The following is a 23,176-nucleotide window of genomic DNA, read 5'->3' on the forward strand; positions in this document are numbered from 1 at the left end:
ATATCCGGCCAGATCCATGAGTGACGCATCTTACCGTGACGCGATCTTTTCGACACCCCTGGACAGGGTGGCGCGCTTTTCGTTCGACGAGAAGGTCGTCGCCTGCTTTCCCGACATGATCCGCCGCTCGGTGCCGGGCTACGGCCAGATACTGGGCATGCTGGGACTGATCGCTGCCCGTCACCTGCGTCATGGCGCGCGGGTCTACGACCTGGGCTGCTCGCTGGGCGCCACCGGCCTGGCGCTGGCCGGGACGCTGCCGCCGGACGCCTTCCGCTACACCGGGGTGGATCTCTCCCCGGCCATGGTGACGCGGGCCCGGGAGACCCTGGCCGTGGAGTGCCCCGACCACCTCATGGAGGTGCTCGAGGGCGATATCCGCACCCTGGACTACGCCCCCGCGGGCATGATCGTGCTCAACTTCACCCTGCAGTTCCTTGACCCCGGGGATCGCGACGCGGTGATCCAGCGGCTGTTCCAGGCCCTGGAGCCCGGCGGCGTGCTGGTGCTCTCGGAGAAGGTCAAGGCCGCCGACGAGCAGGAGAACGCCTGGCTGGTGGAGCGCTACCACGACTTCAAGCGCGCCAACGGCTACAGCGAGATGGAGATCAGCCAGAAGCGCACCGCACTCGAGAACGTGCTGGTGCCGGACACCCTGGCGGGCCACCACGAGCGCCTGGCCGGGGCCGGCTTTTCCCGCGCCCACACCTGGTTCCAGTTCCTCAACTTCGCCTCGCTGATCGCCTTCAAGGACGCCTGACATGCCGATCGCGCCCGAGCACCGTGCCCTCTACCGGGCCTTCCTCGACCAGGGGCTGGAGGCCTGGCTGGCCCGCCTCCCCGACCAGCTGGCCCGCGGCCTGGACCGACAGCGCTTCGGCGACCTGCCGGCCTGGGAAAAGGCCGTGGCCAAGCTGCCCGCCCTGCCCGACGACAGGCAGGTATGCCTGGACACCGACACCGTCAGCGTCGAGGTCGACCTCGCCGAGGGCCAGCGCCGCCAGTGCCACAACCTGCTGGCCAAGCTCGCGCCCTGGCGCAAGGGGCCCTACCGGCTCGGTGACATTCACATCGACACCGAGTGGCGCTCGGACTGGAAGTGGCAGCGCGTGGCGTCGCACCTGGCGCCGCTGGCCGGTCGCCGCGTGCTGGACGTCGGCGGCGGCAACGGCTACCACGCCTGGCGCATGGCAGGTCAAGGGGCGGCCTTCGTGCTGGTGATCGACCCCTCGCCGCGCTTCTTCTGGCAGTTCCGGGCGGTACGCCACTTCGTGGGGGACGCCGACGGCGGGCGCACCCACTTCCTGCCGTTGGGCATCGAGGAGGTGCCCGAAGGGCTCGCCTTCTTTGACACGGTCTTCTCCATGGGCGTGCTCTATCACCGCCCCTCACCCCTGGAGCATATCCAGCAGCTCAGGGAGGCCCTGCGCCCCGGCGGCGAACTGGTGCTGGAGACCCTGGTGGTGGAGGGCGACGACACCACGGTGCTGCTCCCCGGAGAGCGCTATGCCGCCATGCCCAACGTCTACTTCCTGCCCTCCTCCGCCGCCCTCTGCGGGTGGCTCGAGCGCTGCGGCCTCACCAACGTGCGGGTGGTGGACGAGGCGGTGACCACCACGGACGAGCAGCGCGCCACCGCGTGGATGACCTTCCAGTCGCTGGCCGACTTCCTCGACCCCGAGGACCCGAGCCGGACCCGCGAGGGCTACCCCGCCCCGCGCCGCGCGGTGGTCATCGCCAACCGACCGGCCTGAGCCCGGCCCTGGCCTCACTCGGTTTCGTCGGCCATGCCGGCCACATCACGGCGCACGGCCGCCAGCCCATGGTCGGAGATGAGCCCGCGCGCCCGGGCATGTTCCGCGATCAGTACGCTGTCGGCTGCCAGCACCAGGTCGCAGCGGGTGTGGCGTATCTGATCGCGCAACTGCTGGATGTCACGCTGGCGCTCCACCCGGCGGTCCACGCGACGGATATAGATCGCCTCGATACGCCCGGGATGGGCCTTGACGATGCGGGTGTAGACTTCGGGGTCGTGTTGCCCGCTATCGCCGACCAGGATGCAGGGCACCCCCTCGTAGAGCGCCAGCATGCGGCTGATCAGTCGCTGCTTGTGGTCCTCGGCCCGACGCGGCCAGGGATGACGCGCCGAGATGCCCCACTCGCGCAGGAAGAGGAGCGGCCCGACCGGGATGCGATTGAGCTGGAAGAAGGTCTCCAGCATCTCGTAGATCGCCCAGGGCCCCCGGGAGACGTAGAGGATAGGCCGTTCGCCCCGATCATCCGCGCCGCGATGCAGGGCCTGGTAGAGCGATGCCACCCCGGGAAAGGCCGTGCGCCGGTGGGGCTTCTCGATGAACAGCCGATAGAGCATCCGCAGCCTGTCGGCCACACCGGTGTACATCACGGTATCGTCGATGTCGCTGATCACCAGCAGGTCGATCTCGGAGGCCGGCACATAGACCTCCACGCTGGCGCGCACCGGCGTCTCGTGACCGGCCGTGACCCACAGCTCGGCACCGTGCCAGGAACGGTCGTTTGGCAGTGATGTGACGAGCGGCAGGTGGGCATCGAAGTAGCCATCGCGGTCGGTGGTCACGGCGACATGGCTGTCGCCCAGATGGATCCTGACAGTGGCATCCGCCACACCACGACGGGCGATGCGACGGACCACGTCGGCCAGGTCGCGCAGGAAGCCGCGGCGCGGCACCAGCCTGCCCAGCGGCGACTGACGAAACACGCGGCCTGTGAGGAAGGCTTCTTGCCGCGAGCCATACCCTCGATAGGGGGTAACCGTCAGGCCGCCGTGACCATGATCGCGCTTCATCGGCCTGGCCACGATGCCCACCAGCCGCTTCACGAACAGGGAGAGGTGCCGAAACGCCTGCTTCACCCTCGTCACCCTGTCCAGTGACCAGGGCGAGACTCGCCATTCATGGATGTACGCTCCTGGCCATGTCGATGATCCCAAGCCTAGTACCGACCCCGTGGTTGCCGCACGCCCTTTGCCTTCGATGACGGTAACTGCCGGCAGGGAAGCCGTAGCGCTGTCACCGATGGCGCAGGCCTACCGCCGCAGGATCACCAGCCAGCGGCCCAGGTTGAGGATGCTGGCAAGCGATGCCGCCACATAGGTGAAGGCGCAGGCGGTGAGCACGTGGCGGGCGCCGGCCAAGTCGCGGGGCGGGATGTACTCCTTGAGCAGCGGCAGGGCGCGCTGGAAGCTGGCATCGAACTCCACCGGCAGGGTCACCAGGTGCACCAGGGCGGCGGTGCCGAAGCTCGCCACCGCGGCGGCCACCACGATGGCCAGGCCGCCCGGCAGGCGGGTCAGCACGAACAGGAAGGGCGCGGCCATCATCAGCAGCGCGCCGACCTTCTCGGCCTTCTGCGCCACCGCCACCAGCCGTGAACGCGCCAGCAGCGGTGCGTAGCCCTGCTGATGCTGGATGGCATGCCCCACCTCGTGGGCCGCCACCGTCACCGCGGTGAGCGAGCGGCCCTCGTAGTGTTCCCGGGAGAGGCGCACCCGTCGTGCCTCGGGGTCGTAGTGGTCGCCCTGGTCGGTCATCTCCACCTTGACCCCCTCTAGGCCCAGCCGCCGGATCAGGTGGTCGGCCAGCTCGCCCCCGGTCCCGGGATACTCGTCGCGCCCGCGTGCATGGCGCGCCAGCACCCACTTCGCCCAGAGGTTGGGCAGCAGGAAGATAGCCAGCAGCAGCACGATTGCCAGGACGATGATCATCGGGGCAGGCTCCGGGGAAGGGTCACGTCATTGGACCTAGCCTACCAGAGCCGGTTTCCTCATCGGTGAACGTCTTGCCCCAAAACAACAACGAGCCCGGCGACGAGGTCGCCGGGCTCGTGGACGGCCTTGTTGAACCGGCCTACTTGAGCAGCTCGCGGATATCCTTCGCCTCCCAGTGGGGGAAGTACTTGCGCACCAGGGCGTTGAGCTCCAGCTCGAAGCCGGCCCAGTCCACCTCGCCTGTCGGCCGGCCACCTGCACGGGCGACGCCGCGGATCATCCCCGCGCCCACGGTGACGTTGGAGAGCCGGTCGATGACGATGAAGCTGCCGGTGCCCGGGCTCGTGCCGTAGTCGTCCAGCGCCACCTCGGCGGTCAGCTCGACCCGGCAGCGGGCGATGGCATTGAGCTCGAGGCGCTCGGCCGGGTGGCGTGCCAGGCTGTTGACGTCCACCTGGTGGAGGATCTCGCCGACCTGTCCCGACACGGAGCGCCCGGCCAGGCGGATGTCGACCTGGCGCCCGGGGGCTAGCGCCTCGTCATGCATCCAGACGATATCGGCTTCGAAGGCATCGGCCATGGCCACCTCGGCGTCGGCGGCGACGATCCAGTCGCCCCGTGAGATGTCGATCTCGTCACTCAGGGTCAAGGTAATCGCCTGCCCCGGGAAGGCTTCCTCCAGGTCGCCGTCGAAGGTGACGATGCGCTCGACCGTCGAGACCCGCCCGGAGGGCAGCACCTTGATCGCCTGGCCCGGGCGCAGGATGCCGGCCTCGAGGGTGCCGGCATAGCCCCGGAAGTCCAGGTCGGGCCGGTTGACGTATTGCACCGGCAGGCGCAGGTCGGTCAGGTTGCGATCGCGGCTGACCTCAATGCCCTCGAGCAGCTCGAGCAGCGGCGGGCCGGGTTCTCCATCGACCGAGTACCAGGGCATGCGCTCGCTGCGGTTGACCACGTTGTCGCCCTCGAGCGCCGAGAGCGGCACGAAGTGGATGTCGGGCGCGGCGAGCTGCCCGGCGAAGTCGCGATAGTCGGCGACGATCTCCTCGAAGCGCGCCTGGTCGAAGCCCACCAGGTCCATCTTGTTGACCGCGATCACCAGGTGCTGGATGCCCAGCAGGTCGGCGATGAAGCTGTGCCGCCTGGTTTGCGTCTGCACGCCGTAGCGGGCATCGATCAGGATGATCGCCAGGCTCGCCGTGGAGGCGCCGGTCGCCATGTTACGGGTGTACTGCTCGTGGCCCGGCGTGTCGGCGATGATGAACTTGCGCTTGTCGGTGGAGAAGAAGCGGTAGGCCACGTCGATGGTGATGCCCTGCTCCCGCTCGGACTGCAGGCCATCGACCAGCAGCGCGAGGTCCACCGCCTCGCCGGTGGTGCCGCTCTTCTTCGAGGCCTGGGTGATCGCCGCCAGCTGGTCATCGAAGATCATCTTGGAGTCGTGCAGCAGACGGCCGATCAGGGTCGACTTGCCGTCGTCGACGCTGCCGCAGGTGATGAAGCGCAGCAGGTCCTTGTTCTCGTGCTCGTGCAGGTACTGGTCGATGTTGTCGGCGATCAGGGTCGATTGGTGTGACATCAGAAATAGCCCTCGCGCTTCTTCTTCTCCATGGAGCCGGCCTGGTCGTGGTCGATGGCGCGGCCGCTGCGCTCGCTGGTGCGGGTCAGCAGCATCTCCTGGATGATCTCGGGCAGGGTGTCCGCTCGCGACTCCACGGCGCCGGTCAGCGGGTAGCAGCCGAGGGTACGGAAGCGCACCCACTTCTCCTCGGGCACCTCGCCCTCGGCCAGCGGCATCCGCTCGTCGTCGACCATGATCAGCATGCCGTCGCGCTCCACCACCGGACGCGGTGCGGCGTAGTAGAGCGGCACGATGGGAATCCCTTCGAGGTGGATGTACTGCCAGATGTCCAGCTCGGTCCAGTTGGAGAGCGGGAAGGCACGGATCGACTCGCCCTTGTTGACCCGCGCGTTATAGAGGTTCCACAGCTCCGGGCGCTGGTTCTTGGGATCCCAGCGGTGGTGACGGTCGCGGAAGGAGAACACCCGCTCCTTGGCGCGGCTGGCCTCCTCGTCGCGACGCGCCCCGCCGAAGGCGGCATCGAAGCCGTACTTGTCCAGCGCCTGCTTCAGGGACTGGGTCTTCATCACGTCGGTATAGCCGCTCGAGCCATGGTCGAAGGGGTTGATGCCGGCGGCACGCCCCTCCTCGTTGATGTGCTCGATCAGCTCCATGCCGGATTCCGCGGCCATGCGATCGCGGAACTCGATCATCTCGCGGAACTTCCAGGTGGTGTTGACGTGCATCAGCGGGAAGGGCGGCGGCCCGGGATAGAAGGCCTTGCGCGCCAGGTGCAGCATCACCGAGGAGTCCTTGCCGATGGAGTAGAGCATCACCGGGTTGGCGAACTCCGCCACCACCTCGCGGATGATGTGGATCGACTCGGCCTCGAGCTGCTGGAGGTGGGTCTGCCGCTGGCGCGACGGGACCAGGTCGGCGGCGGCCTCGACGGCGCTCTCGCGTGACGGTGCGTGAAGACTGCTCATGGCCCGGCTACCTCGCATGACGTTGGGCGGGTGAGATCATGCGAGACAGGGTAACGCCGGGCCAATAATAACCCAAAAGAATTAATAACTATCTTTTTATAGCCAATATGGCTATTTGCCGGTCACGGGTCGACGCGCTCCACCCAGGTCTCCAGCGTGCCGTCCCGAAGCTCGATGAGGCGATAGCCCGGACGCGAGGCCTCGTCGAGGGCGAAGGTCGAGGAGCCGGGCAGGAACTGGTCGGTGGTGGCGGGACAGCCATAGGCCGGTACCTCGCCGTCGCCCAGGGCACGGGCGCCGTGGAAGGCCTGGTGGACATGGCCGAAGAACACCGCGCGGACCTGGGGATGGGGAGCGACGACCCGCCAGAAGGCTTCGCCATCGGCCAGGCCGATCTCGTCGAGCCAGGCCGAGCCGACGGGCAACGGCGGATGATGCATCACCAGCAGCGTCGGCCGGTCGTCGGCCGCGAGACGCTCGTCCAGGGTGACCAGGGCCGCCTCGCCCAGCTCGCCGCCGGGCCGGCCGCTGACATGGGTATCCAGCAGCAGCGCCCGCCAGTGGCCCAGGTCCAGCTCGTCGTGCAGCGCGCGACACTCGGCCATCAGCGCCGGCTGGTCGTGGTTGCCGGGGAGCCAGAACCAGGGCGCGTCGAGCCGTGCCAGCGCCTGCTCCGCCAGCCGATAGGAGGCCGCCGTCTCGTCATCGCTGACGTCGCCGGTGACCAGCACCAGCTCCGGCCGCTCCCGGTTCACCGCCTCGACCACCGCCTCCAGCTGGCGCAGCGGGAAGCCGGCCCGGGCACGGGCCGCGGGGTCGGCCTGCAGATGGCAGTCGGTGAGCTGGACCAGTCGCATCAGTACCGCCTCCTCATCAGGGGAGCTGGGGCAGGTCGAGGGAGTGGCCATGGGCCAGGCCATGGTCGAGCCACTCGCCGAGGAAGCGGTTGAGCTGCAGCTTCTCGTCGGGCTGGTGCATGCGCGAGTTGGGGTAGCGGTAGCGGCCATCGAAGTGACGCTGGCGCTGGAAGTCGGTGACCTCGGCCATGCGCACGTCGTGGTAGAGGTGAACGCGCATGCGCGGGGTATCGATCACCGTATCGAGCACCCCGCGCTGGGAGACGCGCACGATGCTGGTATAGGGCGCACGCTCCTGAAGCTTGAGGCACAGGGCCCCCAGGCGACGGCCATGGTTGTGCAGCTCGACCTCGCGGGTCTCGCCGACCTCCAGGTCGCCCAGCAGCCGGGTCAGCCGGATGAAGTTGGCGGTGCACTCGCCCTGCAGGGTCTTCAGGTCGGTGACATAGGCGTTTCTCGGCACGCTACCTCCTTGCTCGCAACGATGCGCGTTCGCCGGCCAGCCAGTGGAAGGCGATCAGGCACATGGCATTGTCGAGTCGACCGGCCTGCAGGAGTTCCCAGGCCCGGGTAAACGGCAGCACGTGCACGCGGATGTCCTCGTGCTCCTCGTCGAGGCCATGCACCCCGCCGAGGCCACGGCTGTCGACAAGGCCGCAGAACAGGGTGACCCGCTCGTCGCAGGCTCCGGGGCTCGGGTAGTAGGTGTGAAGCGGAATCAGCTCGCCCACCTCGCAGCCGGCCTCCTCCATGGTCTCGCGGCGCGCCACCTCGGCGACACTCTCGCCGCGCTCGACCAGCCCCGCCACCACCTCCAGCTTCCAGGGGGAGTCGGGGTCGTCGAGGGCGCCGGCGCGGAACTGCTCGACCAGCACCACGGTGTCGCGATCCACGTCGTAGAGCAGCACCCCCACGGCATCGTGGCGGTGGTGCACCTCGCGCACCACCCTGCCGCTCCAGCCGCCCTCGAAGAGGCGATGGCGCAGGTGGAGCTCCTCCAGCCGAAAGAAGCCCTGATGCAGGCAGCGACGCTCGGCCAGCTCCACGTCGGCAGCCGTGAAGGGCGCCGCGAGGGACAGGTCCTGCTCGTCTGCGGGCGGGCGGGTCTCGCTCATGCCGGTCTCCGGGTCGCGCAAAGGCCCCATTATCGGGACCCGGGGCAGGAATGCCAACCGCCCTGCCCTTCGGCGAACCTCAGAGACCCCGAAGCAGCGCCCTGGCCTTCTCGCGCAGCACCTCGTCGGAGGCCCGGCGGGCCTCCCGGGCCTGGCCGTCCACGGCGCGGCGGGCATGCTCGCGGGCCTGGCCGCGGCGCTCCTCGTCGTCGAGGAAGGCGGCATAGTAGTAGTTGACGTCGATGCCCTGCGGGCGGATCGCCAGGGCACGGCGGAACATCTGGTCCGCGGTCTCGGCATCGCCGAAGGCCACGGGCCAGCCCGGCGCCCGATGATAGAGCGCTCCCAGGGTCACCCAGGCGGAGCCGTTGTGCCCTTCGGGGTCGAGCTCGACGGCACGCTCCAGCAGCCGGCGCGCTTCCTTGGCCGACCCCAGCGCCGCAAGCCCTCCGGCCTCACGGGCATGGGAGGCGAGGATGATCCCCCGCCAGACCAGCACCCGACTCTGCTGCGGATGGGACTCGGCGAGGCTCGCGCTCTCCTCCGCCAGCGACTCGAGCGCGGCCTCGCGGCGCTCTGGTGCCACCTCGGTGGTGATCCGCTCCCAGCGATGGCGCAGGGAGAAGAGTTCGTCCTCCCATTCCTGGGCCTGGGCCAGGACCTGGGAAAGCGGGGCGGCGGCCAGCGCCAGGCAGAGGGCGACAGCGAACGGTTTGCGTCGCAGCATGGGGCATCTCCTTGTCACGATGTTGTTATGGTCGGTGGACACCCGCAATGTAACGAACGTTTGAATCAATCGCCAGTTGCCCCTCCCCCGGCTTGGCGCCCCTCGGTCGATGGCGTATGTTGCTCCCTCGACAGCAGGAGGAGCCGACGGGATGAAGGGCCGCAACATGACGCGCTGGCGGGATCCCGCCAAGGACCCGCGCCAGGAACCCAAGAGCAACCTGATCACCGCCGAGGGGGCCGAACGGCTGCGTGGCATCCTCGACCACCTCTCGCGGGTCAAGCGCCCCGCTCTCTCCACCAAGGTGGGCGAGGCGGCGGCGCTGGGCGACCGCAGCGAGAATGCCGACTACACCTACAACAAGAAGGAGCTCAACCGGGTCATCGCCCGCATTCGCTACCTGACCAAGCGCCTCGACGAGCTCACCGTGGTGGACCGCCTGCCGGCGGACACCGGCAAGGTCTTCTTCGGTGCCTTCGTCACCCTGGAAGACGAGCAAGGCGAGGAGATGCATATTCGCCTGGTTGGCCACGACGAGACCGACACCACCAAGCGCTGGATCAGCGTCGACGCGCCGCTGGCGAAGGCCCTGCTCGGCCGGGCGCTGGACGACGAGGTGACGGTGGCCGCCCCGGGGGGCGAGACCAGCTACGTGATCACCGAGATCGTTTATCGCGCCCCGCAGGCTTGATCAGCCCTTGATGGCCCGATAGACCCGAAAGCGCCGGTCGTCGGCCAGGATGTCGAAGGCGCCGAAGGCGCGCTCCAGCAGGTCCGGGTAGGGCAGGAAGGCGTTGGCCACCAGGATCAGCTGGCCGCCGGGGTGCAGGTGGTCGGGCGCCTCGAGGATCAGCCGCCCCGCCGGGCCATAGTCGATCGCCCGTTCCTGGTGGAAGGGCGGGTTGCTGACGATGGCGTCGAAGCGACGCTCCCCCAGTGCCGTATAGACATCGCTCGCCAGGACCTCGCCCTCGAGGTCGTTGGCTGCCAGGGTGCGCCGGGTCGCCTCCACCGCGAAGTGGCCCACATCCACCGCCGTGACCCGCGCCCCGCGCCGGGCCAGCCAGGCCGCCAGGATGCCGTCGCCACAGCCGAGATCGAGGACCTGGCCAACTGCGGCTGGCTCTTGCGCCAGGCATGCCGGCAATTGCTCCAGCAGCAGCCGGGTACCATCATCCAGCTTGCCGTGGCCAAACACGCCGGGATGGCTGACCAGCCGAATGCCCGCCGCCTCGAAGGTGGTCCAGGCCTCGTCCGGGTCGATGCCCACGCGATCCAGGCGGGTCGCGTAGAGGCCGCAGCGGCGGGCGCTGTCCAGCTTGCGACACCCCAGCCCCAGGGCCGCCAACGCCTTGAGGACTCGCTTGATGCCACCCTGGTTCTCGCCCACCAGCTGCAGCGGGGTCCCCGGCGGCAGGTGGGCACAGAGCCACAGCAGCCACCACTCTCCCAGGGCATGGCTCTTGGGCCAGAACAGCACCGCCCCCGGCGGTGCCGGGTCGACGCCCTCGAAGGGCGAGTGCGCCGGCCTCCCCCGGGCCCGCCAGGCGGCGAGCACGGCCTCGTCGGCGGAGAGCAGCCTCCCCTCCCCGTGCTCCAACCAGGCATCCCGGGGCGGCGCCACCCAGAGCCAGCCGCGGTAGTCGGTGCCCTGGCGTTCCAGCAGCTGGCAGACGGGGGTCTCGGCACTCATGCGGTGGCCTCCTCGAGCGGGCGTTCCAGGGTATAGAGCAGGTAGCGGCCCAGCCGCCAGTGGGGGTCGAGGCGGCAGTAGCGCTGTTCCAGCGCCAGCAGTCGCTCCCGGTCAGCATCGCTCTGTGGCGGTTGGCGCAGGTAGTCGGCAAAGACCCGGATGCCCGCCACCTCGCGGATCCTGAGGCCGTTCTCGGCGCTCCAGGCCGCGACCTGGCCATGGGTCAGCGGCGAGATCGGCGTCAGCCGCCTGCGCAGCCCCTTGCCCTCGAGCCGGTCGGCCAGGGCCTTCTCCAGGTTGCCCTTTACCACGTTCGAGAGCCTCAGGGCATCGCGGTTGAACACCATCAGCGAGAGCTGCCCGCCCGGCGCCAGCAGGCCGGCCAGGAGGGCCAGCGCCCGGCTCGGGTCCGCCAGCCACTCCAGCACGGCATGGCAGGCGACCAGCGGCCAGGGGCCGGGCGCGAGCTCAGGCAGTGCCTGGAGCGGTGCCTGCAGAAGGTTGACCTCATGCCCCGCCAGCGATTCCCGAGCCCGGGCCAGCATCTCCCCGGAGGGCTCGGCCAGGGTCACGGCGTGGCCACGTGCGGCAAACCAGCCGGCCAGCTGACCCAGGCCGCCCCCCACGTCGAGCAGCGGCTGGCCGTGCAGGTCGAGCATCTCGGGCAGCAGGCGGTCGAGCAGTGCCAGGCGCAGCTCGCCGCGAGCCCCGCCGTAGAGGCTCGCGGCGAACTTGTCGGCCAGCCCGTCGAAGTGACGGTCACCAGCCGGTGAAAGAGGAGAAGCGGGGTCTGACATGCCGGCCACCGGTCGCGGGTTTGCCGCGCATTCTACCCGGGAATCCCGCCGGACTCATGGCCTGCGGCAGGGCCCCGGGCCGCGGCGGGTTTATCTTGGTGGTTCAGGCGCTTATAATGCGCCCCGTCGCGCCCCCATAGCTCAGCTGGATAGAGCGTCCCCCTCCTAAGGGGAAGGTCTCAGGTTCGAATCCTGATGGGGGCGCCAATGAAATCAAGTGGTTGATCAAACCTCCTGCCGCTCAACACCCCTCGAAATCACCTTCGGCCCCAACAGCGCCCCCAACAACCTCCGGCATCCGCGCTTCCTCTGCCTGCACGACGACAAGGCCCCCCAGAAGGTCAGGAGGGAAAACGCCTGATGACGCCGAACGAGGTCGAGAATCCCTGGCACCACTTCAAGCGCCGACGCATCGGGGCGAAGCGGCTGGCGGAGGCGGCCAGCTGAGGGGACTCGCGCTACCCCGCTGCGCAGGCACACCCGCCAGCCACGTCACGCCGTCGAGCGCCTAGAAGGTATAGTCGACGCCCACCCAGAAGCTGCGGCCCGGCTCGTTCAGGGGCAGGTCCAGGCTCTCCGGATCCTCGGCGAGGAAGGGGTCGCTGGCGCTGCGGTTGCGGTTGAGGAAGTCGCTGTAGGTCTTGTCGAGCAGGTTGCTGACCCCGGCGCGCAGGGTCATGGCCTGCCAGCGCCAGGCCGCCTCGGCATCCAGCACCACATAGCCCGCCGTGGCGACCTCGTCCGGCCCCAGGCGGTCCTGGGCGTCGGAGAAGCGGGCCGTGAGACCGGCCTCCCAGGCCTCGCGCACATGGAACTGCGAGAGCTGGCCGCGCAGCGGGGCGATATCCGCCAGGGCCCCACCGTCATCCAGGTTGTCGCCGCGCACCCAGCTCAGCTGGCCGCGGGCCTCCCAGTGGTGGGCCCACTGCAGGTCGCCGGAGAGCTCCACGCCGTAGAGGGTGGCATCGATATTGCGGTAGACGCTGACGCCATCCCGCGTGTCGCGGAAGATGTAGTCATCGACGCGGTCGGCGTAGGCCGCCACCTCGACGCCGGCATTGGCCAGTCGCCGTTCGATGCCCACATCCAGCTGGTGGTGCACCTCGGGGTCCAGGCCGGGATTGCCCACCCAGTCCCCCTTGGCGAAGTAGCGCTCGGTGGCATCGGCGTCGCGCTCGGCGCGGCTCAGGCTGGCGTAGAGGGTGTCGGCGTCGTTGAGGCGCTGCTCGCCGCGCAGGAAGCCGCCCACCAGCCAGGCCTCATGGTCCAGGTCGCCCGCCACGCCATACTCGCGGCGGTAGAGATCGGCCGCCACCACGCCGGTGTCGCTGGCCTGGTCGGCGGCATCGGCGCTGGCCTCGGAGTAGTCCAGGCGCAGGCCGCCGCTCAGGGTGGTGCGCTCGCCCAGGTAGTGGTCCAGATCGGCGAACACGCCGGACTGGCGGGTGGTCACGTCGGGCCAGGAGAGGAAGGCCACCTTGTCGGCGGTGTCGTTGATGATCCGCGCGTCGCGCATGTTCTGCAGCACGTTGACCCCGAAGCGCAGGTCGCTGTCGGCCAGCTGCTGCACGGCCATGCTCTTCCAGGTGAGGGTGTCGGACTCGGTGGGCGAGCGCATCTTCATCATCGGCGCGTCGCGCAGCGAGTAGTTGTCCATCACATGGTCGATGGTGGTGAACTGCAGGCGATTCTCCATCCGCAGGGTATCGGAGAAGGCATGGTCGAGGCGTGCCCGCAGGGTGTCGTTGTCGCTCTCGGGGGAGTCCATGCCGGCGCCGGCGAACTTGACGTCGCGTTCCCGCACGCCCTCCCAGCCGAATGCCAGCTCGGTGTCGACCGTGGGCGTGACGCCCAGGGTGAGGCCGCCGCTGGTGGTCTCGAAACCGCTGTGGATGCGCCGGCCGTCGCCATCCTCGTAATCGTTGGCCTCCTGGCGCTCGCCGAACAGCCGCCAGTAACCGTTCTCGTTGCCGGCGACCAGGTTGGCGTAGAGGCCGGCGCGCTCGCCGTTATCGTCATAGCTTGCCCCCACGCTGCCCTGCTGCTGGACGTCGCGGCCATCGAAGTCCGGCGTGGTGCGCTCGAAGAGCACGGTACCCCCGCTGCCGCCGGCACCGTGCTGCAGGGTGGTCACGCCCTTGTTCACCGTCACCCGATCGAAGCTGTGCAGCGGCGCATAGGCGGTGGGCGGGTCCATGCGGTTGGGACAGCCGCCGAAGACGTAGCCCCCATCCACCAGGATATTCAGCGCATTGCCCTGCTGTCCGCGGATCACCGGGTCGAGGCCATGACCGCCCATGCGCACCGCCTCGATACCGTTGATCCGGCGCAGCCAGTCACCGGCATCGGCCGCCGGCGCGGGCGACTGCTGCGGGCTGAGCGACAGTTCACCGGGCACGCCGGCGCTCCCCTCGATGATCATGGTGGCGAGGGTCTGGGTCTCGGCCTGGGCGGCACCGGCCCAGGCGGTGGCGATGAAAGCCACCAACGGCAGGCGACGAAGGATTGGCGTGGTCATGGTCCCGTGCTCTTTCGAATTTGTTTATAAGGCGCGGGAATATTAAGTCGGGATGAAATGACCGGGAATGGGTCAGGATGCCGCATGGGCCATATCGCCAACGGGGTGAGCCTGCGGGTGAGCGCCTCGGGATACGGGGTGGGTCACAAGTGCCCGAGGCGAATCCTCCTCGTTCAGCGGCCCTGCTCGGCCAGGGCCTCCAGGGCCGTCAGGTCCCGCAGGGTCACCTCGCGTCCCCTTATCTCGAGCAGGCCATGCCGCTGGAAGCGACTCATCAGGCGACTGACGGTCTCCAGCGCCAGCCCCAGGAAGCTGCCGATGTCGGCCCGCGACATGGCCAGCTGAAAGCCATAAGGAGAGTAGCCCCGCGCGGCATGCCGCTCGGACATGCCGAGCAGGAAGCTTGCCATGCGCCGCTCCGCGGTGGCGAAGGAGAGCAGGCAGTGCAGGCGCTGGTCACGATGGAGTTCCTGGCTCATGCAGCGGTAGAGCGCACCGCGCAGGATCGGAAGCCGGTCACCCAGCGCCTCCAGTGAGGCGAACGGCAGCTCACAGACGAAGCTGCTCTCCAGCGCCAACACGCTGGTCGGGTGGATCGCCTCGCCGACCGCATCCAGCCCCGCCACCTCGCTGGGCAGCAGGAAGTGCGTCACGTGCTCACGATGCCCCGTATCGGCCACCACCTGCTTGAAGCTGCCCGACCGAACCACGTAGAGGCTGGTGAAGGGTTCCCCCTGACGAACCAGCGGCGCACCTCGCTTGAGCGGCCGGGGGCGGCGAATGATGGCGTCGAACTGCTCCAGATCCTCTGGCGCCAGCCCCAGCGGCAGGCAGTGCGCACAGAGGCTGCAGCCCTGACATCGCGACACCTGTCCTGACGACATAGTCGCCTGACCGGAGGAAAGATGGGTCATGGTGAACTCCCTGTTCCTTGACGACCGCATCGTTCAAGGCCCGGCACGGCCTCCGCAATGCCGAAGTTGCCTTGAGTCTCGTCAAGCGTAGTTCAGGAAGCGGCGCTACAGAATGACAGTGCCGCGTACCTGTGAACCTTCATGAGCACGATGGCAGGAGGGGCGTCGCCAGGGTGTCGTGAAACAGGCACCAATGGGGGCTTTCAGAAAGGTTCCTCATACTTTTGTAGCAAAAATGCCATGTCAGTTTGCCAGTCCCATGCGCTGCCGTTATGTTGTGCATTGACGTTAACGTAAACTTACAGGAAAACATTAATTACGTTTACGTCAAGGTCAATACAATAAACGATCTGCCTCCTGCAGGGGCAGCCACGCATCGAAAGGAACCGCAAGTGACAATTCAAAAACGCGTCAAGCACGCCGCCCTCTTTTCCGCCAGCGCCCTGGCCCTCGCTGTCGCCAGCGCTTCCCATGCCGTCGATTTCGAGGTGGGCGACACCAAGGCCAGCGTCTATGGGTACGCCAAGCTGGATATCATCTACGACGTTGATGCCGATATGGGTGACCTGATCACCCACAGCAAGATCGCTCTGGATGGCGAGGAAAGTCAGGACGGCCACTTCAACATGCACGCCTACCAGAGCCGCATCGGCTTCCAGACCACCACCCCGGTCTCCGGCAGCGACCTGGTGACCCGCATCGAGGGTGACTTCTACGGAAAAAACAACAATTTCCGCCTGCGCCATGCCTACGGCTCCTGGGACGGCATCCTGGCCGGCCAGACCTGGACCAACTTCTATGGCTTCGTGGCTGGTACTCCGACCATCGATTTCCGTGGCCCCCCCGGTGTCGCCAACCAGGCCCGTCAGCCGCAGCTGCGCTACACCGCTGGCAACTTCTCCATGTCCATCGAGGACCCGGACACCCTGGGCGGCTCTGAAGATGCAGACCTTGGCACCACCGAGAAGCCTGATGATATTGCCAAGAGCCAGCTGCCGGACGTGACCGCGCGTTACACCGAGACCTCCGGCCCCTTCAAGTACTCCGCCTCCGCCGTGCTGCGCCAGCTGGAGTATGATGCCGAAGGCTCAACAAACACTCCGCCGGCAAACGTGGACGATGACTCCGCCTTTGGCTGGGGCATGGCACTGGAAGCAGCCCTGGACGTCTCCGAGGCGCTGACCCTGCGCGCCGGCGTGACCCACGGCGACGGCCTGGGCGGCTACATGAACGTCAGCCCGCAGACCTCTCCCGCCTATCTCGATACCACCACTGGCGATCTCGAGACCCTCGAGAGCACAGGCGGTACCATCGGCGCCAGCCTCAAGGCCGGCCCGGGTGCCATCAACGCCTCCTATAACGTCGCCACTGTCGATCTCGACGATGAAGAAATCGACGGCAATGACACCTTCGAGACGGCCTACCTGAACTACATCTGGTCACCGGCCGAGCGCATCAGCTATGGCATCGAGACCAGCTGGGCCAGCCGCGAGACTAAGGGTGGCGATGACGGTGATGCCGTCCGCATCCAGGGCATGGTGATGTACAGCTTCTAAGCCGATCCGATGGCGGGGCCCGCCCCGCCATCATTGCGATAGCGCTTTAGGACACAAGCAACCGCATATTCGATCCTTGCGCCCCGGCCACATGGCCGGGGCTTTTTGATGACAGCGGCTCAGCGGAAACGAACATCGAGCTGTAAGCCTGGCCAGGACGGTGACACCAAGCAGCAAGACCTGACGGCAGGTCTCTATCACCCCACCAGACCAAGAGGTGCCACCATGAAGATGAAGCTGCTGATTGCCGGCCTGCTTACCAGCCTGATGATGGCCGGCTCTGCCCTGGCCATGGACTCCGAAACCATCGAAGAGCATATGGCCAAGATCAATGACAACTACGTCAAGGCCGTCGAGGAAGAGGGCAAGGTCGAGGCACTCGAGGAGAAGGTCGAGGCGCTCGAAGAGATGATCCAGATGATCATCGACGACCAGGATAGCTGACGATCTTTAAGACTCAGCAGTCTGACGACGAGGCCCCCGACGCAAAATGCGCCGGGGGCCTCGTCATGTCGTGGCGCAGGAAAGGGTTACCGGCGATCCAGCTGCTGCACCTTGAGCTCGTAGTTGTTCACACCCGTCATGGATGACCCGAACTTCTGGCCCTGCACGCGAATGCGATAGCGGCCCGGCGCGAGCTCGGTGGTCATGTCGACATCGCCATCGAAGCCCTCGCCTGCGCCCTCGGCCACCACGCGACCGCTCTCGTCGAGCACCTCGAGCTCGATGCGGTAGGTGTCCTCGTAGCCGGTCGGGTAGGTCGAGGTGGTGATTGCGACGGCGCCGCGCTCGGCCACCTCGAAGGTCAGCACCTCGCCACGTGCCCGGATCTTGACGTCAGTGACGATGGTTTCGGCGCTGCGAGCCGATGCATCCGCCTTCTCGGCCACGGGCTCTTGCGCCGTCTGGGCACCTGCCTCAGTTTCCTCGGGTGCATCAGCGATAGCGGTTGCTGTCGCAGCTGCCGTGCCGGCCGCCGCCTCCTGGCTCGGCGCGGAAATGGTTGCCACGTCATCCCTGCTACGCACGAAGACGCTGCGATTGCCTTCTCGTGCGCTGCCGCTGAATATCAGTCCCTGGCCATCGCTGACGCCATCCTCCAGGCGTCGGCCCTGGCTATCCAGTCCTGCCACGGTGATATAGAAGCTGCTGCCAGAGGTGCCACGGGTACCGAACTTGTGGCCCTCGACGCGCAGCGTGTAGTCGCCCGGCTGCAGTCGCTGGCGCATGGAAAGGCCGCCATTCTGGCCGAGTGCCTCGCCGCGTGCGACCTCCTGCCCCTGGTCGTCCAGCAGCACGGCCGCCACGCGATAGTCCTCTGACTCGCCGCCCGGCACGCTGCTCTCGAACAGGTAATTCCCGGCCTCGTTGACAGTGAAGTCGTGCTCATGGGGGCTGCCGTAGAGGAAGCTGCGGCTGCGGGCATCGTTCTCCGACTGCAGGAAGCCGGTGAGGTCGAGTTGCTTGCCTTCCTCGCGGAAGCGCTCCTCACGCTCGCTGGCCAGCGCCGGAGTACTCGCCAGCGCCAAGACCAGTATCAACAAGCTGGCGGTGATAATTGGCTGTTTCATGGGACCTCGCATCGGAATGAAAAAAGCCGATCCCGGAGGATCGGCTTTCGGTGTTCCACCCTACGGGCAGGATAATCCTGCGAGGGGCTTAGAACAGGTAGACGGCACCCACGGCAACGCCGTCGCTGGCATCGTTCTCACGGTCATACCATGCCGCTTCGATGAAGGTGTACATGGCATCGGAGATGTTGTAGTTAGCGCCGATCACGACTTCGTTGTAGCTTTCGTCGCTCTCCTCGTTCGGGCAGTCACCGCTGGTAAAGCACTGGTCTGCAGTGTCGAGGAACTCATCACCACCCACATCTACGTACTGGTAGGCGCCGTAGATGTCGCCATTGCCGTAGCCGTAGCGAGCACCCAGGCCGTAGAAGTTGGCGTCTTCGCTGAATTCGTTGTCGGACTCGAAGCGCTCGAGTTTCAGAGCGACGCGCAGGGTATCTACGGCGTACTGGGCGGTGATGCCGTACTGGTCACCTGCGTCGATATCGTAAGCGCCGTAAGTGCCATCCAGGTTGGACAGATCGTCATACGCGGCAGCGATGGAGAAGGCACCGGCGGTGTACTTCGCGCCACCGAAGAAGGAGGCGTTGCTGGAGCCGGAGAAGTTCTCGGCCTCGGCGTCACCCTCGTACTGGGTACCGACGGCGAACTGGAAGCCACCCAGTGACGGGGACATGTACTGCAGCTTGTTGCCTTCACGGGACTCTACACCCACAAGGCTTACGGCAGGCAGGTCACGAGTGAAAGTCGAGTCGGAAACGTCGAAGTACTCGTTGTTGGTGATCGGATCCTGAATCCAGTCGTCGATCAGCGGATCCCAGGAACCCAGGCGGGCATCACCAAAGTTGCCCTTCAGGCCGAAGTAGGCCTGGTCACCGGTATCCAGACCGTTGCCATTCTTGATCTCGTCGGCGTCGCCTTCGAATTCGTACTTGAAGTAGCCGGCCAGACCCTCGTAGATCACATGCTCACCGGCCACACCCAGGGTGGAACCGTTGTCGGCGAACTCGTCGGTGCTCTCGCCATCAGAGTCGTTAGTGTTGGCGTAGGCAAACTGCAGGTTGCCGTACAGATCGAGCTTGGTGCCGTCCTGGTTGTAGACGGTGGCAGCCTGGGCGCCGGAAGCAGCCAGGGCACCGGCGATAGCAGTCGCTAACAGTGTCTTTTTCATTGCGATAGTTCCTTATTGACTAGCTTGCTGTTTCGATCGTGGCTGCCCGTTCTTGGTGAGCGGGTCAGCGGGCTTGGCCGGTCTTGGTGCCGGTTCTCGTGCCTGCGGTCCCTCCCGGGAGGTGGCAGGTCGCGAGCCAGACCTCGGCGAAGCCTTAGTTATAGTCCAATGCTCGCAAGAGGAACTCTATACCGGGATATACGGGAACGCAACAAGAAAAAAACACTGTTTTCCTTCGCTGCGAACACCGTTCTCCCACATCTCCTCCAGCCTTGCGGTTCGGGCGCCATCCCGGCGAGCCCGGTACCCCTTCCGCCAGCCACGGCGATCCGGCAAGCGAATCAGGCACCTGGTGCGATGAGCGGGTTTATCATGCCCCGCGAATATGACGAAGACAAGTCAGCGCATCAACGCTGGTTGTGCTTGGCGAGCAGCGCGGAGAGCTTCTCTTCCAGGGTGGCGGGCTCCCGGCCTGGCGCGGCGCCCTGCCCGGCACCTTCGGCCGCGGCGGGAGCCCGGTTCGAGGAGGGGGCGGCCGCCCTGGCGTTGTCAGGCCGGGGTGACTCGGCGGAGGGCTTGGCGCCCTTGGCGGCATCCCCCTTCCTGCCGCGCTGCCGGGCCGGGCGGCCCTTCTGGCGGCGGTCGGCCTGCAGCCGCTCGAGCTTCTTGTGGGCATGCTCGGCGGCCGCGGCATCCACCCGCCCCGCCGGCTCGCCGGCCAGGTCGAGGCGCTCGGCACCCTCGCGCACGGACTTGAGGTAGCGCGGCAGGTTGACGTAGCAGGCCAGCGCCCGGCGCACCAGCTTCTCGGGCCAGGGCTCGCGCGCGGTCAGCTCCTCGTGGATGCCGACCTTGAGCGGCCGGGTGTGGCCCTTGAAGAAGGTCGAAGCGTAGCGCCGGTACCACTGGTCGAGCAGCGCCTGGGGGGAAGGTGCCTCCTCTGAGGACGCCTCGCCTTGGAGATTCGCTTCAACGGCGGGCTCGGGATCGGCCTGTGACGGCTCCGGCGCCGGCGGAGCGGCCTTCTCGGGAGTGGCAGGGGGTTCGCCAGCGGCCTCGCCGGACTCGGGCTGCCGGGGGCGATGGCCAATCAGCGCGGAGAGCCCCTGGGCGCGGCGCGCCTGGCGATGGAAGAGCGACGCCGGGGCCTCGGCGGGCTCGCGTTCCAGCAACCGTCGGTTGTGCGCCTCGAGTTCGCGGTTCTGCTCGTCGAGCTCGCGGTTCTCCTCGGCGAGCTCCAGGCGGGTGGCCTCCAGCTCGCCGAGACGCGCCTCCAGCTCGCCGCAACGTGTCGCCAGAGCCTCCCGACCGGCCTGTTCCTCACGGACCTCGGCGGCCAGTTCGGCATTGCTCGCCTCCAGCTCGACGCGACGGCGTTCCAGCTCGGCCAGCCGCGACTGCAGCGCATCCTGCTGGACGCGGGATTCCCGCAATACGCCCAGCAAGGCCGCGGCGCGGCTCTCCAGCTGTTCCAGCAGGCGGGTTGAGCGTTCCTCGATCAAGTCCTGGCCCTCCAGTGCGCCTTCCCGGTGATGACTCGGGCCGCGGCCGATAGCGGCCGGCCACGGCACCTGCTGCTCAGTCTGTGCCAGGCGTGGCGCGGTGACAAATGTCGCCGGCCGGCGACGGCGTCAACGTCGCTACCCTTCACACCGACGGTACTGCACGAACTGGTAGGCCGGCTGGCCCTCGGCGGGCTCGCCGGGCACGCGCTGCACCTCCTGCCACTCGGCCGTGTCGAGCTCGGGGAAGCGGGCATCGCCCTCCACCTCGATATCCACCTCGGTGAGGTAGAGCCGGCTGGCGAAGGGCAGCGCCTGGGCGTAGATCTGCGCGCCGCCCATCACCATGATCTCCTCGACGCCGTCGATGGTGGCCTGCTGGTCGGCGAGCCGCAACGCGGAGGGGAGATCATGGCAGACCCGCACGCCCTCGGGCTGGAAACCGGGGTCGCGGGTCACCACGATGTTGAGCCGCCCGGGCAGCGGCCGGCCGATGGACTCATACGTCTTGCGGCCCATCACCAGCGGCTTGGCCTGGGTCATGCGCTTGAAGAACCTGAGGTCCTCCGGCAGGTACCAGGGCAGCGCGTTGTCCACCCCAATCACCCGGTTGCGGGAGAGCGCGGCGATCATCGCCACGGGGACGAGGGTCTCGTCGGTCATGAGTGGGGTCTCGCTCATACGGCCACCTCGGCCTTGATATGGGGATGGGGGTCGTAGCCCTCGATGGCGATATGCTCGAAGCGGAAGTCGAAGAGGTTGGTGACGCCCGGGTCGAGCACCAGCCGCGGTGCCTCGCGCGGCGTGCGCGAGAGCTGCTCCTCGGCCTGCTCGAGGTGATTCAGGTAGAGGTGGGCATCGCCAAGGGTGTGCACGAAGTCGCCGGGCTCGAGCCCCGATACCCGGGCAATCATCTGGGTGAGCAGCGCGTAGCTGGCGATATTGAAGGGCACGCCCAGGAAGATGTCCGCGCTGCGCTGGTAGAGCTGACAGGAGAGCCGTCCCTCGGCCACGTAGAACTGGAACAGGCAGTGGCACGGCGGCAGTGCCATCTCGTCCACCAGCGCGGGGTTCCAGGCCGAGACGATCAGCCGCCGCGAGCGCGGGTTCTCGCGGATCTGTTCGAGGAGTTTCGCGATCTGGTCGACGTGGCCGCCGCGGGGGTCGGGCCAGCTGCGCCACTGGTAGCCGTAGACCGGGCCGAGGTCGCCGTTCTCGTCGGCCCACTCGTCCCAGATGCGCACCCCGTTCGCCTTCAGGTAGGCGATGTTGGTGTCGCCGGCGAGGAACCACAGCAGCTCGTGGATGATCGAGCGCAGGTGCAGCTTCTTGGTGGTGACCAGCGGGAAGCCGCGCGCGAGGTCGAAGCGCATCTGGTGGCCGAACAGCGAGCGGGTGCCGACGCCGGTCCGGTCGTCGCGCTCCACGCCGCGGTCGAGCACCTGGCGCATCAGGTCGAGATAGGGCTGTTCGAGAGCGGGAAGCGTCTGGTCGGTCACGGCGTTCATCTGGGTAGGGTGTGTAGGGACAAGGATTCTACACATCCGGCGACACTCCCTGAAGGCATAGAGGGCCAGCCCTCCAGATTATCACGAAGGCACTCCATCGCTCGTCCTTGCCCCTTGCCCCTTGCCCCTTGCCCCTTGCTCCTTGCTCCTTGCCCCTCACCCTTTCACATCCACCGGCTGGCGGCGCGACCAGGCGATCAGCGCGATGCCGCCGGCGATCATCGGCAGGGTCAGCAGCATGCCCATGGTGAACCAGCCAAAGGCCAGGTAGCCGATATGGGCATCCGGCAGGCGGTAGAACTCGACCAGGAAGCGGAAGGCGCCGTAGAGCGCGAGGAAGAGTCCCGAGGCCAGGCCACGGCGGCGTGGCGTGGCGGTGACGAACCACAGCACCACGAACAGTACCGCCCCCTCCAGAGCCGCTTCGTAGAGCGAGCTGGGATGACGCGGCTCGGGCCCGAGACCGGGGAACGGCATGCCCCAGGGCATCTCGGTCACGCGACCGGGAAGTTCACGATTGATGAAGTTGCCGATGCGCCCCGCTCCCAGGCCGATGGGCACCAGGGGGGCGACGAAGTCGGTCAGGGTGAGGAAGGCCAGCCGCTTCTTCCTGGCGAACCACAGCGCGGCGAGCAGCACCCCGACCAGGCCGCCGTGGAAGCTCATGCCGCCATCCCAGACGCGGAAGATCCACAGCGGGTCGGCGAGCCACTGGGAGAGCCCATAGAAGAGCGCGTAGCCGAGCCGGCCGCCGACCACCACGCCGATGGCGGCATAGAACAGCAGGTCGCCCACGTCGTCGCGGGTCAGGCCGATGCGCTCGGCCCGCCGGCGCCCCAGGACCCAGGCGGCGACGAAGCCGACGACGTACATCAGGCCATACCAGTGAACCTGGAAGGGACCGAGGGAGATGGCCACGGGGTCGATATCGGGATAGTTCAGCATGCAAGGCCCT

General features: G+C 67.3%; 23 protein-coding genes and 1 tRNA gene. 6 read left to right on the forward strand and 18 right to left on the reverse strand.

Annotation, left to right across the window (positions count from 1 at the left end; all coding sequences use genetic code 11):
- Positions 1-16: 16 nt before the first annotated feature.
- The gene (cmoA, locus tag DFP85_RS15845) at positions 17-760 is read left to right on the forward strand and encodes a carboxy-S-adenosyl-L-methionine synthase CmoA (RefSeq protein ID WP_133637405.1); all 744 of its coding nucleotides are present in this window, start codon (positions 17-19) and stop codon (positions 758-760) included.
- A 1-nt stretch (position 761) separates the two neighbouring features.
- Entirely contained in the window at positions 762-1,754 is a 993-nt protein-coding gene (gene cmoB / locus DFP85_RS15850; protein ID WP_133637406.1) for a tRNA 5-methoxyuridine(34)/uridine 5-oxyacetic acid(34) synthase CmoB, read from the forward strand.
- Positions 1,755-1,768: 14 nt separating this feature from the next.
- Here cmoB and DFP85_RS15855 read toward each other — a convergent pair whose 3' ends face one another.
- From DFP85_RS15855 to DFP85_RS15890, 8 genes are all read right to left on the reverse strand, one after another.
- Positions 1,769-2,824, reverse strand: a complete 1,056-nt coding sequence (locus tag DFP85_RS15855) for an App1 family protein (RefSeq protein ID WP_133637430.1) — start codon at positions 2,822-2,824, stop codon at positions 1,769-1,771.
- A gap of 240 nt (positions 2,825-3,064) precedes the next feature.
- Positions 3,065-3,739: a zinc metallopeptidase gene (locus DFP85_RS15860; protein ID WP_133637431.1), complete on the reverse strand. Its 675-nt coding sequence runs from the start codon at positions 3,737-3,739 to the stop codon at positions 3,065-3,067.
- 145 nt (positions 3,740-3,884) lie between these two features.
- Positions 3,885-5,324, reverse strand: a complete 1,440-nt coding sequence (cysN, locus tag DFP85_RS15865) for a sulfate adenylyltransferase subunit CysN (protein ID WP_133637407.1) — start codon at positions 5,322-5,324, stop codon at positions 3,885-3,887.
- The gene (gene cysD, locus DFP85_RS15870; RefSeq protein WP_133637408.1) at positions 5,324-6,292 is read right to left on the reverse strand and encodes a sulfate adenylyltransferase subunit CysD; all 969 of its coding nucleotides are present in this window, start codon (positions 6,290-6,292) and stop codon (positions 5,324-5,326) included. The genes cysN and cysD overlap by 1 nt, the downstream gene beginning before the upstream one ends.
- Positions 6,293-6,414: 122 nt before the next feature.
- Entirely contained in the window at positions 6,415-7,149 is a 735-nt protein-coding gene (locus DFP85_RS15875) for a phosphodiesterase (RefSeq protein ID WP_133637409.1), read from the reverse strand.
- Between the two features lie 16 nt (positions 7,150-7,165).
- A complete protein-coding gene (locus tag DFP85_RS15880) occupies positions 7,166-7,612 on the reverse strand; it encodes a DUF1249 domain-containing protein (protein WP_133637410.1) in 447 nt (148 codons plus the stop codon).
- Between the two features lies 1 nt (position 7,613).
- The gene (locus DFP85_RS15885; protein ID WP_243737323.1) at positions 7,614-8,264 is read right to left on the reverse strand and encodes an NUDIX domain-containing protein; all 651 of its coding nucleotides are present in this window, start codon (positions 8,262-8,264) and stop codon (positions 7,614-7,616) included.
- Positions 8,265-8,343: 79 nt separating this feature from the next.
- Positions 8,344-8,991: a TRAP transporter TatT component family protein gene (locus DFP85_RS15890; RefSeq protein ID WP_133637412.1), complete on the reverse strand. Its 648-nt coding sequence runs from the start codon at positions 8,989-8,991 to the stop codon at positions 8,344-8,346.
- A gap of 151 nt (positions 8,992-9,142) precedes the next feature.
- Between DFP85_RS15890 and greB the strand changes: the two genes are divergently transcribed.
- Entirely contained in the window at positions 9,143-9,682 is a 540-nt protein-coding gene (gene greB / locus DFP85_RS15895) for a transcription elongation factor GreB (RefSeq protein ID WP_133637413.1), read from the forward strand.
- Here greB and DFP85_RS15900 read toward each other — a convergent pair whose 3' ends face one another.
- A complete protein-coding gene (locus tag DFP85_RS15900; RefSeq protein WP_133637414.1) occupies positions 9,683-10,684 on the reverse strand; it encodes a class I SAM-dependent methyltransferase in 1,002 nt (333 codons plus the stop codon).
- The gene (locus DFP85_RS15905; RefSeq protein ID WP_133637415.1) at positions 10,681-11,481 is read right to left on the reverse strand and encodes a methyltransferase domain-containing protein; all 801 of its coding nucleotides are present in this window, start codon (positions 11,479-11,481) and stop codon (positions 10,681-10,683) included. The genes DFP85_RS15900 and DFP85_RS15905 overlap by 4 nt, the downstream gene beginning before the upstream one ends.
- Before the next feature lie 130 nt (positions 11,482-11,611).
- Between DFP85_RS15905 and DFP85_RS15910 the strand changes: the two genes are divergently transcribed.
- Positions 11,612-11,688: transfer RNA gene (locus DFP85_RS15910), tRNA-Arg, on the forward strand.
- 301 nt (positions 11,689-11,989) lie between these two features.
- Here the strand turns inward: DFP85_RS15910 and DFP85_RS15915 are convergent.
- The gene (locus DFP85_RS15915) at positions 11,990-13,999 is read right to left on the reverse strand and encodes a TonB-dependent receptor domain-containing protein (RefSeq protein ID WP_133637416.1); all 2,010 of its coding nucleotides are present in this window, start codon (positions 13,997-13,999) and stop codon (positions 11,990-11,992) included.
- A 173-nt stretch (positions 14,000-14,172) separates the two neighbouring features.
- Positions 14,173-14,913: a fumarate/nitrate reduction transcriptional regulator Fnr gene (gene fnr / locus DFP85_RS15920; RefSeq protein ID WP_133637417.1), complete on the reverse strand. Its 741-nt coding sequence runs from the start codon at positions 14,911-14,913 to the stop codon at positions 14,173-14,175.
- Between the two features lie 392 nt (positions 14,914-15,305).
- Between fnr and DFP85_RS15925 the strand changes: the two genes are divergently transcribed.
- Both DFP85_RS15925 and DFP85_RS15930 read left to right on the forward strand, forming a co-directional pair.
- Complete coding sequence (locus DFP85_RS15925) at positions 15,306-16,469, forward strand: DcaP family trimeric outer membrane transporter (protein WP_133637418.1); 1,164 nt, start codon at positions 15,306-15,308, stop codon at positions 16,467-16,469.
- A gap of 225 nt (positions 16,470-16,694) precedes the next feature.
- On the forward strand, positions 16,695-16,913 hold the full coding sequence (locus DFP85_RS15930) for a hypothetical protein (protein ID WP_133637419.1): 219 nt from the start codon (positions 16,695-16,697) through the stop codon (positions 16,911-16,913).
- An 86-nt stretch (positions 16,914-16,999) separates the two neighbouring features.
- Here the strand turns inward: DFP85_RS15930 and DFP85_RS15935 are convergent, their stop codons facing one another.
- The 6 genes from DFP85_RS15935 to lgt all read right to left on the reverse strand — a co-directional run bounded on the left by DFP85_RS15935 (position 17,000) and on the right by lgt (position 23,166).
- Entirely contained in the window at positions 17,000-18,040 is a 1,041-nt protein-coding gene (locus DFP85_RS15935; RefSeq protein ID WP_133637420.1) for a hypothetical protein, read from the reverse strand.
- 88 nt (positions 18,041-18,128) lie between these two features.
- A complete protein-coding gene (locus DFP85_RS15940; RefSeq protein ID WP_133637421.1) occupies positions 18,129-19,211 on the reverse strand; it encodes a porin in 1,083 nt (360 codons plus the stop codon).
- Between the two features lie 407 nt (positions 19,212-19,618).
- Positions 19,619-20,713 (reverse strand): ProQ/FINO family protein, encoded by a 1,095-nt coding sequence (locus tag DFP85_RS15945; RefSeq protein ID WP_166644652.1) that lies wholly within the window; start codon positions 20,711-20,713, stop codon positions 19,619-19,621.
- Between the two features lie 138 nt (positions 20,714-20,851).
- Positions 20,852-21,376: a dihydrofolate reductase gene (locus tag DFP85_RS15950; RefSeq protein WP_424955098.1), complete on the reverse strand. Its 525-nt coding sequence runs from the start codon at positions 21,374-21,376 to the stop codon at positions 20,852-20,854.
- 14 nt (positions 21,377-21,390) lie between these two features.
- Positions 21,391-22,221 carry a thymidylate synthase gene (locus DFP85_RS15955; protein ID WP_133637432.1) on the reverse strand — a complete coding sequence of 277 codons (831 nt, stop codon included), beginning with the start codon at positions 22,219-22,221 and terminating at the stop codon, positions 21,391-21,393.
- 156 nt (positions 22,222-22,377) lie between these two features.
- Complete coding sequence (lgt, locus tag DFP85_RS15960; protein ID WP_133637424.1) at positions 22,378-23,166, reverse strand: prolipoprotein diacylglyceryl transferase; 789 nt, start codon at positions 23,164-23,166, stop codon at positions 22,378-22,380.
- Positions 23,167-23,176: the final 10 nt, after the last annotated feature.

Source organism: Halomonas ventosae (assembly GCF_004363555.1).
In the GTDB taxonomy this organism is placed as follows: Bacteria; Pseudomonadota; Gammaproteobacteria; order Pseudomonadales; family Halomonadaceae; genus Halomonas; species Halomonas ventosae.

Bases quoted from the DNA above. Each gene is read 5' to 3' on its own strand.
- DFP85_RS15915 (WP_133637416.1), bottom strand. From the start codon at position 13,999: ATGACCACGCCAATCCTTCGTCGCCTGCCGTTGGTGGCTTTCATCGCC.
- DFP85_RS15930 (WP_133637419.1), top strand. From the start codon at position 16,695: ATGAAGATGAAGCTGCTGATTGCCGGCCTGCTTACCAGCCTGATGATG.
- DFP85_RS15940 (WP_133637421.1), bottom strand. From the start codon at position 19,211: ATGAAAAAGACACTGTTAGCGACTGCTATCGCCGGTGCCCTGGCTGCT.
- DFP85_RS15905 (WP_133637415.1), bottom strand. From the start codon at position 11,481: ATGTCAGACCCCGCTTCTCCTCTTTCACCGGCTGGTGACCGTCACTTC.
- lgt (WP_133637424.1), bottom strand. From the start codon at position 23,166: ATGCTGAACTATCCCGATATCGACCCCGTGGCCATCTCCCTCGGTCCC.
- cysD (WP_133637408.1), bottom strand. From the start codon at position 6,292: ATGAGCAGTCTTCACGCACCGTCACGCGAGAGCGCCGTCGAGGCCGCC.
- cmoB (WP_133637406.1), top strand. From the start codon at position 762: ATGCCGATCGCGCCCGAGCACCGTGCCCTCTACCGGGCCTTCCTCGAC.
- DFP85_RS15885 (WP_243737323.1), bottom strand. From the start codon at position 8,264: ATGAGCGAGACCCGCCCGCCCGCAGACGAGCAGGACCTGTCCCTCGCG.
- DFP85_RS15955 (WP_133637432.1), bottom strand. From the start codon at position 22,221: ATGAACGCCGTGACCGACCAGACGCTTCCCGCTCTCGAACAGCCCTAT.
- cmoA (WP_133637405.1), top strand. From the start codon at position 17: ATGAGTGACGCATCTTACCGTGACGCGATCTTTTCGACACCCCTGGAC.
- greB (WP_133637413.1), top strand. From the start codon at position 9,143: ATGAAGGGCCGCAACATGACGCGCTGGCGGGATCCCGCCAAGGACCCG.
- DFP85_RS15950 (WP_424955098.1), bottom strand. From the start codon at position 21,376: ATGACCGACGAGACCCTCGTCCCCGTGGCGATGATCGCCGCGCTCTCC.
- cysN (WP_133637407.1), bottom strand. From the start codon at position 5,324: ATGTCACACCAATCGACCCTGATCGCCGACAACATCGACCAGTACCTG.
- DFP85_RS15875 (WP_133637409.1), bottom strand. From the start codon at position 7,149: ATGCGACTGGTCCAGCTCACCGACTGCCATCTGCAGGCCGACCCCGCG.
- DFP85_RS15935 (WP_133637420.1), bottom strand. From the start codon at position 18,040: ATGAAACAGCCAATTATCACCGCCAGCTTGTTGATACTGGTCTTGGCG.
- DFP85_RS15900 (WP_133637414.1), bottom strand. From the start codon at position 10,684: ATGAGTGCCGAGACCCCCGTCTGCCAGCTGCTGGAACGCCAGGGCACC.
- DFP85_RS15855 (WP_133637430.1), bottom strand. From the start codon at position 2,824: ATGAAGCGCGATCATGGTCACGGCGGCCTGACGGTTACCCCCTATCGA.
- DFP85_RS15890 (WP_133637412.1), bottom strand. From the start codon at position 8,991: ATGCTGCGACGCAAACCGTTCGCTGTCGCCCTCTGCCTGGCGCTGGCC.
- fnr (WP_133637417.1), bottom strand. From the start codon at position 14,913: ATGACCCATCTTTCCTCCGGTCAGGCGACTATGTCGTCAGGACAGGTG.